The sequence below is a fragment of the Rheinheimera sp. genome (assembly GCF_037442345.1).
GTDB lineage: Bacteria > Pseudomonadota > Gammaproteobacteria > Enterobacterales > Alteromonadaceae > Pararheinheimera.
Genome location: NZ_JBBIQL010000027.1, coordinates 1 through 13,944 on the forward strand (window position 1 = coordinate 1; position 13,944 = coordinate 13,944).

General features: G+C 52.3%; 9 protein-coding genes. 6 read left to right on the forward strand and 3 right to left on the reverse strand.

Annotated elements, in window-relative coordinates:
* Positions 1-134: 134 nt before the first annotated feature.
* Positions 135-1,361 carry a DcaP family trimeric outer membrane transporter gene (locus WKJ04_RS15515; protein WP_337881240.1) on the reverse strand — a complete coding sequence of 409 codons (1,227 nt, stop codon included), beginning with the start codon at positions 1,359-1,361 and terminating at the stop codon, positions 135-137.
* Positions 1,362-1,546: 185 nt separating this feature from the next.
* Between WKJ04_RS15515 and acs the strand changes: the two genes are divergently transcribed.
* On the forward strand, positions 1,547-3,496 hold the full coding sequence (gene acs / locus WKJ04_RS15520) for an acetate--CoA ligase (RefSeq protein WP_337881241.1): 1,950 nt from the start codon (positions 1,547-1,549) through the stop codon (positions 3,494-3,496).
* 81 nt (positions 3,497-3,577) lie between these two features.
* Positions 3,578-4,249, forward strand: coding sequence for a response regulator transcription factor (locus tag WKJ04_RS15525; RefSeq protein ID WP_337881242.1), 672 nt, complete (start codon positions 3,578-3,580; stop codon positions 4,247-4,249).
* Between the two features lie 20 nt (positions 4,250-4,269).
* On the opposite strand, the gene WKJ04_RS15530 is transcribed toward WKJ04_RS15525, so the two are convergent.
* Positions 4,270-5,310, reverse strand: coding sequence for an AI-2E family transporter (locus WKJ04_RS15530; RefSeq protein WP_337881243.1), 1,041 nt, complete (start codon positions 5,308-5,310; stop codon positions 4,270-4,272).
* 39 nt (positions 5,311-5,349) lie between these two features.
* Positions 5,350-8,889 carry a PAS domain-containing hybrid sensor histidine kinase/response regulator gene (locus WKJ04_RS15535; protein ID WP_337881244.1) on the reverse strand — a complete coding sequence of 1,180 codons (3,540 nt, stop codon included), beginning with the start codon at positions 8,887-8,889 and terminating at the stop codon, positions 5,350-5,352.
* 179 nt (positions 8,890-9,068) lie between these two features.
* On the opposite strand from WKJ04_RS15535, the gene WKJ04_RS15540 reads away from it, so the two are divergent.
* From WKJ04_RS15540 to WKJ04_RS15555, 4 genes are all read left to right on the forward strand, one after another.
* Positions 9,069-9,335, forward strand: a complete 267-nt coding sequence (locus WKJ04_RS15540; protein ID WP_337881245.1) for a DUF4212 domain-containing protein — start codon at positions 9,069-9,071, stop codon at positions 9,333-9,335.
* A 10-nt stretch (positions 9,336-9,345) separates the two neighbouring features.
* On the forward strand, positions 9,346-11,061 hold the full coding sequence (locus WKJ04_RS15545) for a sodium:solute symporter family protein (RefSeq protein WP_337881246.1): 1,716 nt from the start codon (positions 9,346-9,348) through the stop codon (positions 11,059-11,061).
* A gap of 123 nt (positions 11,062-11,184) precedes the next feature.
* Positions 11,185-13,005: a putative nucleotidyltransferase substrate binding domain-containing protein gene (locus WKJ04_RS15550; protein WP_337881247.1), complete on the forward strand. Its 1,821-nt coding sequence runs from the start codon at positions 11,185-11,187 to the stop codon at positions 13,003-13,005.
* Positions 13,006-13,662, forward strand: coding sequence for a 3'-5' exonuclease (locus WKJ04_RS15555; RefSeq protein ID WP_337881248.1), 657 nt, complete (start codon positions 13,006-13,008; stop codon positions 13,660-13,662). It abuts the gene before it with no gap.
* Positions 13,663-13,944: the final 282 nt, after the last annotated feature.

The following is a 13,944-nucleotide window of genomic DNA, read 5'->3' on the forward strand; positions in this document are numbered from 1 at the left end:
TACGCAAGCGCTAAAATGACATTTTGATGATAACCACGCTCAACCGCTCAATAAACAAGCAAAGCGGAGAAATAAACCACAAAACAGCAGAAAAGGCCGCAGCAGCGGCCCTGAGTTTGCTCTGAAAAGCGCAATCAGAAGGTATACATAGCGCTGAACTGCACCCGGTTTAAGTCACCATCAGCCCCTGACACCACTTCGCGGGTGGCATGACGCAATTCAACGCCGTACATCAATTTGCTGGCAGCCTGATAAATCAGGTTCACGGCAATACTACTGGTCTTGTCAGTGACAGTCCCCCCAGTCAAAGCTGAGTCATTGTCGATACTCTGTGCCGAATAAATGAAGCTTGAACGCCATTTGTCATCCCACATATGTCGGTACGCCAGCGCATAGGCGGTTACCGGAATAGCATCCAGAGTCCCGTCAGCAGCTATCACGGCATCGTTACTGGTATTCAGGCCAATATAACGACCAATGCCCTCCCCTGTATTCACCGTGAAGCGAATGTCGTCTTTGGCTGACAGGTTGTACTTACCGGAGATGGACACACCATACCCATTGGTCTGATCGTCGATCCCCGCAGCCATATTTTCATAAGCAATTTCGCGGGCCAGCACAGCAACAGCAACTGAGCCCCAGGTATCAGCGAAGTTATACTTTAAGGTCAGATCCGGAATACTATTATCATCTGTGACAATACGGGCACCGCCACCAAAAGGTGTAATAGTGCTTTCCGGGTTTTCTGCCGACACCGACCAGCTGCCCGAGGTATAACGCACTTGTGCCTGACGGTTAAACACAGAACCGTCCGTGTTCCCCACAAAGTCCAAACTGTCAGGTAAAGATGCGACATCCATAAAGTTCGACCAGGTCTGACCGAAAATCCAACCATCGTAGCTAATAAACGCATGGCGGACTTCCGGCGAATAACCGTTGGTGATCCGCTCATCACCTATAGGTGTGGTCATCATGTCAAACTCAATGCGGCCAGTAATGGTTTTACCATTATCCAGTTTGGTTGCACTGTTAAAGAAGAAACGGGACTGACGGGCATGCGCATCAAACTTACCGGATTCGCCCTCCCCTCCTACCGGAGTCAGGCTAGGGACATAAAATTCACGACCGATCCCGGTAGCCAGGTCACCATCCGGTGTATCTGTGTATAAGAAATCAAGCTTAATGTAACCGCCATAGGTAAATTCAGTATCACCAAAGGTGACTGCCGCCTGAGTTGGGGCACTTAAGGTGGCGAGGCTCAGCCCCACAGCTACTGCCAGAGTGTTTTTTGTAAGCATTGTTGTTGTCTCCAGGTCCTGATTGATTTGTTTTTGTAAATATGGCGTTTCAACTCTGGTCACTAAAAACGCTTCCAACAATTAGCCTTTAGTCGCAGATGTATTTTTATCCTTGACCGGCAGCCGCTACAGCAGTTTTGGCTAGACTAATGTCTAATATGGCCGCTGTAGCGAAACAGGTAGAACGAAGACCATGACTTATCAGAACGTGACTTTTTATCACGTCACCACAACAGGGGAACTTATTTATGACTCAAGCCCAGCTTTATCCAGTGCCCGCAAAGGCCAAGGCCAGCGCCCTGGTCACTCACGAGCAATATCTGGCGATGTATCAGGAATCCGTTGAACAACCGGAGCAGTTTTGGGCTAAACAGGGTCAGCGCATTCACTGGTTTACACCTTTTACCAAGGTTAAGGACACCAGCTTTGAGTTGGGTAAGGTGCATGTGAATTGGTTCAGTGACGGCAGCCTGAATGCAAGCTACAACTGCCTCGACCGCCACTTGCCAGAACGAGCCAATCAGGTGGCTTATTATTGGGAGGGGGATGAGCCTGGTGTGCAAAAGGCCGTCACATATCAGGAGCTTTATGACGAAGTCTGTCAGCTTGCCAATTCCATGCGCAAGCTGGGTGTAGGCAAAGGGGATCGTGTCACTGTCTATCTGCCGATGATCCCACAAGCGGCTGTCGCCCTGCTCGCCTGTGCCCGCATTGGTGCTGTGCATTCGGTGGTCTTTGCCGGCTTCTCGCCGGATGCACTGGGCAGTCGTATAGTGGATTGCAACTCCAAACTGGTGATCACTTCCGATCAGGCTGCCCGCGGCAGTCGCTTAACCTATTTAAAAGACAACACCGATCAGGCACTCAGCCATCTGGGTGACAGCAATCCGGTGCAACATGTCATTGTGGTAAAACATGTCGGCGAGAATATTGACCTGCACCCGGGCCGCGATCTGTGGTACCACGAGCTTATTGCCGCAGAACCGAAGCAGTGCGAACCTGAAGTGATGAACGCCGAAGACCCGCTGTTTATTCTCTATACCTCAGGCTCCACAGGCAAACCCAAAGGTGTGCTGCATACCACAGGGGGGTATATGGTGTGGGCCTCAATGACCCACCAGTATGTATTTAACTATCAGCAAGGCGACATTTACTGGTGTGCCGCTGACGTGGGCTGGGTGACAGGCCACACCTATATTGTCTATGGCCCTTTGGCTAACGGCGCGACCAGCGTGTTATTTGAAGGGGTACCAACCTACCCAAGTGTAAAACGTATTGCACAGGTCATCGACAAATACAAAGTCAACATTCTTTATACGGCGCCAACTGCTATTCGTGCTTTGATGGCACATGGCACTGTGCCTGTTGAAGGTGCAGATTTATCCTCGCTCAAAATACTTGGCAGTGTCGGCGAACCTATTAACCCGGAAGCATGGACCTGGTACCACGATAAATACGGCAAAGGCCAGTGCCCGATCGTCGACACCTGGTGGCAAACGGAAACCGGCGGCATCCTGATCACACCATTACCTGGCGCTACTGACCTGAAACCGGGCTCCGCAACACGACCATTTTTTGGTGTAAAACCAGCCATTGTCAGTAATGAGGGCGAAATTCTCGAAGGCGCAGCTGAAGGCAACCTGGTGTTACTGGATAGCTGGCCTGGTCAGATGCGCAGCGTCTTTGGCGATCATGAACGTTTCGAACAAACTTACTTCAGCACCTATAAAGGCATGTACTTTACCGGAGATGGCGCCAAACGGGACGAAGACGGTTATTACTGGCTGACAGGGCGAGTGGACGATGTACTGAATATTTCCGGCCACCGTTTAGGCACTGCAGAAATCGAAAGCTGCCTGGTGGCTCATGAAGCCATTGCTGAAGCAGCTGTGGTGGGTTACCCGCATGACATCAAAGGCCAGGGCATTTATGTCTTTGTGGCACCTCGGGTCGGTGTGGAGCCAAGTGATGATTTAACCAAAGCGGTACGGGACTGGGTACGTAAAGAAATATCCCCTATTGCGTCGCCGGATCTGGTGCAATGGACACCGGCGTTACCCAAAACACGTTCAGGCAAAATAATGCGCCGCATTTTGCGTAAAATTGCCGCCAATGAGTACGATCAATTGGGTGATATCTCGACCCTGGCCGATCCGTCTGTGGTTGAACACTTGATCCAAAACAGGTTAAACCGTTAAGCTCCCCGTACTAATGCCACCATTTTTTAAATGGTGGCAATATCTTAGCTAAACCCGGTCACGGCCGGGTTAGGAGTTTAAATGGCCAAACTCATTGTCGCTGACGATCACCCTTTGTTTCGTAATGCGCTGATCCACGCCATCAGTAATACCTTTGTCACCAAGGCCACCATTGAAACCGATAGCTTTGAGGCTACCTGTACAGCGCTGGAGCAACACCCTGACGCCGATTTGTTATTGCTGGACCTGCATATGCCGGGCAACTGCGGTTTCCTTGGATTGATCCAACTGCGTAAACAATACCCTACTCTGCCCATTGTGGTTATTTCTGCCAGCGAAGACACGGATGTGATCCGGCGCGTGATGTCTTTTGGCGCTTCAGCTTTTATTCCCAAATCGGCCCATCCGGCCGAAATTGGCAAAGCGCTCAGTGCCGTGATGGACGGTGAACTTTGGGTGCAACCGGCTTTGCGCGCTCAGGTATTGGATCACCATAACCAGACAGACCTTGATTTGGCTGCAAAAGTCGCCGAGCTGACGCCACAACAATACAAGGTGTTGTTTTATCTGACCGAGGGCTGGCTGAATAAACAAATCGCCTATGATCTGCATATTTCTGAAGCCACGGTGAAAGCCCATATTACGGCTATATTCCGTAAACTTGGAGTGACCAACAGAACCCAGGTGGTGATCCAGGCTCAGCGTCTGCAACTGGAACCCCCTGCAGACAAGTTGCTGACGACATCCTTCTGACCCCTGAACCTGCTGCGGTATCAGGGGTTAAACTCTTCCATAAAAATCTGCCAGAACGCCAGAAACAATGCCGCCACCATAGGGCCCAGAACAAATCCATTAATGCCCATCAGCGACAGGCCACCCAAAGTGGAAAATAACACCAGGTAATCCGGTAATTTAGTGTCTCGCCCCACCAATAAAGGCCGCAGTATATTGTCGGCCAGACCAATCACCAACGCACCATAAGCCAGCAGAATACTGCCGACCACCCATTCGCCTGTGCCATACAAATACAGGGATACTGGCGCCCAGACCAGCGCAGCACCTACCGCCGGCAGCAGTGATAAGAAGGCCATCACCACCCCCCACAGCACAGGGGCAGGCAATTCCAGCAGCCAGAAAATAAAACCACCCAAAGCCCCCTGCACCACGGCCACCACCAGATTGCCTTTGACTGTGGCTCTGGTTACTTCAGCAAATTTGGCAAACAACAAACGTTCGCGTTGATCCCCCAGTGGCAGCGCCTTCACCATTAATTCCACCAGATGGTGGCCTTCACGCAGCAGGAAAAAGGCCAGATACAGCATCAGGCACAAATCCAGCACAAAACCAAAGGTATTTTGCCCAATGGCCAGGGCCTCTTTGGCCAGCATACGGCTGGCCTCCACTGCAGCGGACGAAACACGCTCCCTTAACTCACCGGTTTCAATGCCAAACCGGTTTAACAGCTCAGTGAATGCAGGAAAGGCCTGACGAATGGTTTCAATAAATTCGGCGGGGTTAATTTCTCCACTTTTGATTTTGTCGTAAAACAGCGCCCCTTCCTGAATAAAAGCGGTGCTGATGGCCAGCACAGGCAAGACCACCACCAAGACACACATAACTAAGGTAAGCAGCGCTGCCGTGTTTGGTCTGTCTCCTATCCAGCCCAGTAACAACCGTTGCACCGGGTAAAAAATGACGGTAATGGCACAGGCCCAGAAAATACTGCCCCAAAACGGTTCCAGTACCCAGCCAAAAGCCAAGCTGACCAGCACCAGCATCAGTAAGAAAAAACGTTGTTCCAGTTTGGCTTGCATACTCATCCTTGTCTGAGGTTTTAGCGGTTCGCCTCTATTCTACGAGGCCGTTCCTTTGGTTTTCAAATGATTAATCCCTGCCCTCAGCGCTGCTGGTTTAATGGGTTTGGCCAGGAACAGCAGGCCCGCATCTTTGGCGCGCTGCGCCAAATCGGGTTCAGGTGCTGCTGACACTAAAATACCAGGGACGCGCCCCCAAATCTGCAGCAACTGATGATACAGCTGCAGGCCGTTGAAATCCTGGCCCAGCTGGTAATCCAGGATCAGTAAATCAGGTTTGTTCAGTTGCGATGCTTGTTCCAGCAGTTGTTCTGCCCGGACATAACAACGCACCTGCCCCAACTTCCACTGCTCCAGCAGCAGTTGCAGCGCGGCCAGATTGGAGCTGTCATCATCCACGCAGCACACAGTCCAGTCCGGCAACACCGTGCTTGTATTGACCAGCTCAGCGGCCACCTGCTCACGCCGCTGCGGGCTTAGCGGCAACCAAAGGCTAAAGACAGTGCCTTTACCAACTGTGGAACGCACTTCTATTTTATGCCCCAACAGCCGTGCCATCCGCTGCACAACTCCAAGCCCCAATCCTACGCCCTGCTGCCCTCTGGCCGTACTGTCCACCCGGTAAAAATCAGCAAAAATATGCTGCAACTCCTGCTCTGCAATTCCGGGGCCGGAATCCCAGATCTGCAACAGCAGCTGCCCTGAGCGCCGGCGACAACTGACCAGCACTTTGCCTTTTGCCGTGTATTTAACCGCATTGGACAGAATATTCTGCACGATGCGGCGTAAATAGGTGCTGTCACTTTCCACCTGCCAGTCGGAAAAATACCGGCGGATCTCCAGCTGTTTCTGACTGGCGAGCAGGCTGAATTCATCCAGCAGTGGGGTTAACAACTGCCGGATTTGCACGGTCTGTTTTTTCGGCAGCAACCGGCCATCGTCCAGCCGGGCTATATCCAGCAAGGTGCCAATCAGCTCTTCGGTGGCTTTCAGAGAATTATCCAGCTGGCTGACGACTGTCTGCTGTTTGTCCGACAGGCTGCCATCCTGCAAGGCTGCGGTAAATAATCGGGCCGCGTTCAATGGCTGCAGAATGTCGTGACTGGCCAGCGCTAAAAAGCGCGTTTTGGAAGCATTTGCCGCTTCGGCTTCCGCTTTGGCCTGTAACAGCTGCAACTCTGTCTGGCCACGACGCTCCACTTCCTGCAGCAACTCCTGGTTAATTTCACTGATCCGCTGTGTGCGTTCCTGCACCCGCTGTTCCAGATGCTGTTTGGCTTCAGCCAGTTGTTGCACAGCCCGCACATGGTCGGTAATATCAGTAAAGCTGGTGACAAAGCCTCCCCCCGGAATAGGATTGCCGCGCATTTCTATCACGCTGCCATCTGGCCGGACCCGCTGAAACACGTGGGGAGTGCCTTTTTGCATATGGCCTATGCGTTTGGCTACATGCTCTTCGGGGGCTCCCTCACCAAAAAGCCCACGTTCAGCATTAAACCGCACTATGTCTGCCACGGGCCGGCCAATGCGGATCATACCGTCCGGGTAATCAAACAGCGCCAGGTAAGCCTTGTTCCAGGCCACCAGTTTCAAATCCCGGTCCACCACACTGATGCCCTGGCTCAGGTGTTCCAGCGTGGAAAACAGAATTTTGCGGGAAAACTGAATAGCCTGCGTAGTGTCATCAAACAGGGTTACCACATCCTCCAGTTCCAGCTGCCGGCCTTCGGTGGCCGCGCTGACCACCGCCAGCGCTGAAGCCGCACCTATAACCCCTGCCAGCTCACGTTCAACAAAAGCCACCAGCTCCGGGCTGGCCCACGCCCCCTGATCGTCAGGTTCCGGATAACGGCGGCGAAAATCGGCAATGGCTTCGGCCGTGCGCTGAGCACCAATAAAGCGCTCCAGCAACATCACCACATCGGTGCGACGAATACGCAGCTTTTTGACCGGATTCTCACGATGTTCCAGCGGCAAGGTTGGTTTTACAAACGCAGCGGCCTGCAGCCGGTCTTTGAAATTAACTTTGACCAGCATCGAGCCCAGCAGGTAACAGAACAGATTCAACCCCAATGACCAGAACACGCCGTGACTTAAGGTATCGAGTTCAAGCCCGAACAATGCTGTGGGCCTGAGCAGGTCGACACCAAATAACCCGTACTGGACTATGGAATCCGGCAACACCCCGACGGCCGACAACTGCGGCACCATCAGGCAATAAAACCACAGCAAAAAACCAACAGCCAGACCGGCGTACACGCCAAAGGCATTGCCGTGTCGCCAGTACAGGCCACCAACCACAGCAGGCGCCAGCTGAATCGCCAGCGCAAAGGCCAGCAGACCCGTTTCCGCCAGCTCGTAATTGCGGGCAAATAAGGCGTAATAGCCGTAAGACAGCATCATCACTGTGATGATCATCGCACGACGCACCAGTAAAATAAGGCTGCTGTAATCCTTTTTCAGTTGCTGGCTGGACGGACGGCGCAGGATGGTCGGCATCACCACGTCATTACTGATCATGGTCGAAAGCGCCAGGGTAGAAATAATAATCATCGAGGTTGCGGCGGAAAAACCACCGATAAACACCAGCACACTTAAGGTGTGCCAGCCGGACTGTTCCGGGATCAGCAAAACAAAACTGTCTGCCAATTGACGCTGCTCCGGAAACATCATCATGCCGGTCAGCGCAATAGGGATCACGACCAGCGTCACAATCAGCAGGTAACTGCTGAACCAGCGTCTGGCATGGCGCAAGTGCCGGTGATCGACATTTTCGACAAAACCAACATGAAACTGCCTTGGCAATAAAAAAATTGCAGCCATCGCCAGCACTGTTTTGGTAATAAAAGCCAGCCAGCTTTGTTCTTCATGGTCTGTTTTCAACGCTGTGGCATGTCCACTGAAACTGGACAAGGGCACCTGCTCTGGCAACAACAACCAATACGCCATCAACGCCAGACAGCTTAACGCAAAAAGTTTAACCAGGGATTCAAAGGCAATGGCCACCATCACACCACGATTCTGCTCCGTCAGCGTGACTTTGCGGGTGCCAAACAAAATCGCAAAAATCATCATGGTCACTGCACAAAACCAGGCCGTATCCTGCCACCAGGGCACGTCATGGTCCGCCATACCAGCCCCTAATAACACCTGGTACGAGCTGGCAACAGCTTTGAGCTGAAGGGCGATATAGGGGATCACGACCACCAGACACAACAAAGCCGTGACCAGCGCCATATTTTTACGTTTGCCATAGCGGGCGCTGATAAAGTCGGTAATGGACCCAATATTCTGTTTTTTCGCCACATAGAGCAGCTTAAATAAAAAAGGCTGGGCGAAAACAAAAATCAGGATGGGGCCCAGGTAAATCGGAATATAGTCCCAGCCCTGAGTCACCGCTGTGCCCACTGCACCATAATAAGTCCAGGAAGTGCAGTACACCGCCAGTGCCAGACTATAGAGCAAGCCCCCATACTTTCGTAGCAGATGATCACCGGCATGCCGCTCGCCCCAGTTGGCAATAAAAAACAGCAACCCGACATAAAGCAATGCCAATACAGCGACAATCCACGCAGACAAAGCGTTCTCCTTTTTATTTTTATACGCCTACTGTTGTGTGCCAGCCGCTGAAAGTCAATCTGCGGGCCCTTCACCTTCGACTAAAGTCGGGCTATCGCTGAATAAAGCCCCTGCTATGGTAAACAAGCAAGTCAACAGATTTTTATAACAACCACAATAAACAACAAGAGGAAGACAACATGGCTTTTCAAAGCTCTGAACAGGCGCAGGCCTATTGGCGGGAGAATATCTCGCTGATGCTCAAGCTGCTCGTCATCTGGTTTGCCGTATCTTTTGGTGCAGGCATCCTGCTGGTCGATGTGCTCAACCAAATCCCGTTGTTCGGTTTTAAACTTGGGTTCTGGTTTGCCCAACAAGGTTCTATTTACACCTTCGTGGCGCTGATTTTCGTGTATGTGACGAAAATGAATGCGCTGGACCGTAAGTACAACGTGCACGAAGACTAAGAGGCCCGCCATGGATTTACAGACTTTAACTTACATTATTGTTGGCGCAACCTTTGCGCTTTATATTGGCATCGCCATCTGGGCCCGTGCCGGTTCTACCCAGGAGTTTTATGTCGCCGGTGGTGGCATTTCGCCTTTGGCCAACGGTATGGCCACAGCTGCTGACTGGATGTCTGCCGCCTCCTTTATTTCAATGGCCGGTATTATCGCCTTTATGGGTTACGATGGCTCCGTCTACCTGATGGGCTGGACGGGCGGTTATGTATTGCTGGCGCTCTGCCTCGCCCCCTACCTGCGTAAATTCGGCAAATTTACCGTGCCGGACTTTATCGGTGACCGCTATTACTCGCAAACGGCCCGCACAGTAGCCGTGGTCTGCGCCATTCTGGTGTCCTTCACTTATGTGGCTGGCCAGATGCGTGGGGTCGGTGTGGTGTTTTCCCGTTTCCTGGAAGTCGACATTGATACCGGGGTTATTATTGGGATGGCAGTGGTGTTCTTTTATGCTGTGTTAGGCGGGATGAAAGGCATTACCTACACTCAGGTTGCTCAGTACTGTGTGCTGATTTTTGCTTATATGGTTCCTGCGATTTTTATTTCCCTGATGATCACAGGCCACGTGCTGCCACAGCTGGGCTTAGGCGCCACCCTGACCGATGGCTCTGATACCTACCTGCTGGCCAAGCTGGACGGTTTATCCGCTGAGTTAGGTTTTGCCGCCTACACCGAAGGCACCAAATCAATGGCCGATGTCTTTGCTATTACGGCCGCTCTGATGGTGGGTACTGCAGGTTTACCTCATGTGATTGTGCGTTTCTTCACCGTACCTAAAGTGCGGGATGCCCGTATTTCCGCCGGCTGGGCTTTGGTCTTCATTATGATCCTGTACACCACAGCCCCTGCCATTGGTGCTTTTGCCCGTTACAATATGATCAATACCATCAATGGCCCGGATGCTCAGGGGACCTTAGTGACAGAAGCCCCACAATGGGTGGAAAACTGGTCAAAAACAGGCCTGATTAAACATGAAGATAAAAACGGTGATGGTCGCATGTTCTATTCAGGTGACGAGCGCAACGAGATGACCATTGACCGTGACATTATGGTACTGGCCAACCCGGAAATTGCCCAGTTACCGGATTGGGTTATCGCCTTGGTGGCAGCGGGTGGTATTGCGGCCGCATTGTCGACCGCTGCGGGTTTATTGCTGGTGATTTCAACCTCGATTTCGCATGACTTACTCAAACGAAACCTGATGCCGAAAATCAGCGATAAACAGGAATTGCTGGCCGCCCGGTTGGCCGCCGCCGTAGCCATTATGGTGGCAGGTTACCTCGGCATTAACCCACCGGGTTTTGTGGCGGAGGTGGTGGCATTTGCCTTCGGCCTTGCCGCAGCCAGCTTCTTCCCGGCCATTATTATGGGGATCTTCTATAAGAAGATGAATAAAGAAGGAGCTATTGCCGGTATGGTGGCAGGTATTGTGTTCACTGTAGGTTATATCCTGTACTTCAAAGGGATCTTTATCACTCCGTTGGCTGAGAACAAAGCAGACAACTGGCTGTTTGGTATCTCGCCTGAAGGCATTGGCACCATCGGCATGCTGGTGAACTTTGTAGTGGCCTTTGCCGTCAGCAAAGTGACCAAAGAAGTACCGCAGGATGTGCAGGACATTGTTGAACAAATCCGCTATCCCAAAGGGGCAGGTGCAGCGCAGGCGCACTAATATCCTTAAGGCCAGACAAGGCGTGGCAACACGCCTTGTCTGTTTCAGAGCTTTGACTTTTGTCTGTTGGCTATACCTGACCGCCAAAATTGAAACCTCTTTGCTAAGCACAGGACAGACGCAATGCCAGTTCAGGATGTTGTCCGTTTTTTACACCAGACTCCCCCATTTGATGATCTTGCGCTTCATGTGCTGGAGGAACTATGCCGTGATCTGCAGGTGTATTACGCCAGTCAGGGCGAAACGCTCGCCCCCAAAAACGAGTTGCTGCTGGTCCGGTCGGGCCTCTTTGCACTGCATACCGACCAACAACAGCTGAGCCATCTGCAAAGCGGTGATTTTTACGGCTACCAATTGCTGCTGACAGGGCTGGCGGACCCGGACCGGCTGATTTGTGAAGAAGATGGTTTGCTGTATTTTCTGAGCCAGAGCCGCTTTGACCAGTTGCGTTACCAGTACAAAAATTTTGATTTGTTTTTCCAGCGCCTGTTTGGCCGCCGCTTGCATCTGTACCAGCGCAGTCAGGAACACAGCACTTCAACCTTAAAAGTGGCGGATCTGCTGACCCGCCGGGTGGTGACCATAGCCCCGGAACAGAGCATTCAGCAGGCTGCAGAGTTGATGACCGAACAGCGGGTGTCCTGTTTATTGATAGAACAGCAGAATGAGCTGGTGGGTATTCTGACCGACAGGGATTTGCGCAGCCGGGTGCTGGCGAAAAACCTGCCAGCCTCCACCCAGGTCCTGCAGGTGATGACCAAAAATCCACATAAAATCGAACCGGACCGCTACGCTTTTGAAGCGATTCAGTTGATGAGCCAACACAATATTCATCATTTGGCAGTAGAACGTGATGGCAAAGCCATTGGTGTGCTAACCACCACCGATCTGATCCGCAGTCAGCAGGAACACCCGGTCTTTTTAATCAGCCATATTCACCGCCAGCAAAGCCCAGCGGCTCTTGCCGATAGTCAGACACAGATCCGCGACTTGATGGTCAATCTGGGCCAACAGAAATTACCGGCCTTTGAAGTCAGCAGCATACTGACCAGCATTATGGACGCCCTGACCCAAAGCTGGCTGCGCCTCGCTGAGCAGCGGCTGGGCCCGGCACCTTGTGTCTACAGCTGGCTCTGTTTTGGTTCACAGGCCCGGCGTGACATGTTACCGAGCGCCGATCAGGACAATGCCCTGCTGCTGGAGAAGGAACCAACTGGCGCTGTCGCCGACTACTTCAGCGCGTTGGCAGAGTTTGTCTGTCAGGGGCTGGCCCAATCCGGTCAGGCCTTGTGTCCGGGCCTTATTATGGCCAATCAGCCAAAATTGCGCCTGAGCCTGAAAGGCTGGTCGGCCCGCTTTGCCCACTATCTGCAAAGCCCGGATCCTCAGGCACTGCTCGACAGCAGCATTTTTTTTGACCTGCGTCTGGTGCATGGCAGCAAGGGGTTGTTTAACGCCCTGCAGCAGGACGTGTTGGTGAAAGCCCAGGGCACGGAGCTGTTTTTATTTCATCTGGCCAGAAACGCCACCGAGCGTCAGCCTCCCCTGGGTTTCTTCAAACATTTTCTGCTGGAGCAGGATGGCCGCCAGCGCAAAGGCCTGGATATCAAAAAACGTGGCGTCAGCCTGGTGACCGATCTGGTGCGGGTTTATGCATTGGCTCATGGCATTCATGCGGTCAATACCAAGGAGCGTCTGGCCCAACTGGAGCAACTGGATGCGATCAGCCAGACTCAGCAGCAGAATTTGTCAGGCGCCTATGAGGTGCTGGCTAATCTGCGCTGGCAAGTGCAATGGCAGGATTTACAGCGTGGCCGCCATCTGAGCAATCTGCTGGATCCAACCACGCTGAATTTACTGCAACGGCACCAGCTGAAAGACGCTTTTGCCGTGATCAGCGACGAACAGCAAATTTTGCGGCAACGTTTTTGCCGGGAGTATTAAATGTGGTCCTGGTTTCGTCAGGCACAACCTGTGCACCAGAAAATCCGTCAGTACGAAGCCGTGCGGCCGGACAAATCGGCGCGGGCGCTGGATTGCAGTTATCTGGTGCTGGATTTTGAAACCACAGGGTTGGATCCGGCCAGGCACCATATTGTCAGTGCAGGCTGGGTTTGTATTGAGCAGCAGCGCATTTTGCTGAATTCAGCCCGGTACCAGCTTGTCCGCACCCAGACGTCGGTTGGGCAAAGTGCACTGATCCATGGCCTGCACACCCCAGAGCTGCAGCAGGGGATGGAACTGCATGAATTACTGGACCTGCTGTTGCAGCAAGCGCAGGGCCGGGTACTGGTCAGTCATCACAGCACTCTGGAGCTGAATTTTCTGCGTCAGGCCTGCCTGTATTGTTATGGCCGGCCGGCACGCTTTCGAATGTTGGATACCCTGCGACTGGAGTTGTTCAGGCTCCAATTGCAGGGCCGCCTGGTGGCACAGGATAAACTGACACTGGCCGCTTGCCTGGAACGCCGTCAGTTGCCTGCGATCACCGAACATCAGGCGTTGTCGGATGCCTTTGGTTGTGCCCAGCTGTTTCTGGCCCAGCTGAAAGAACGTGACAGCGGCAGCACTTTGGCTGATTTGCTGGCCCAAAGCCGTTAAGGCAGAAAAAACGGAGGCCAGGATGTTTCAGGACATGGCGCGGCTCGCACCCCGCGCCGGATTGAAAACGTGCATTCCCAGCCTCCGTGACGAACTTTGCCTGGCTTTTGTTGGCCTCTGACCAGAGATAAAGGCAAAAAAACCAGGAAACAATGTTACTTTGTACCAACAAGTAACAAATGTAAAGCTTAAATCGCTAAAAAAACGCACAAAAAATGACATTTTAGATAGACTTCTCAGACGCAATCGAATATCAATATGTTACCAAGTAACCAACTTATT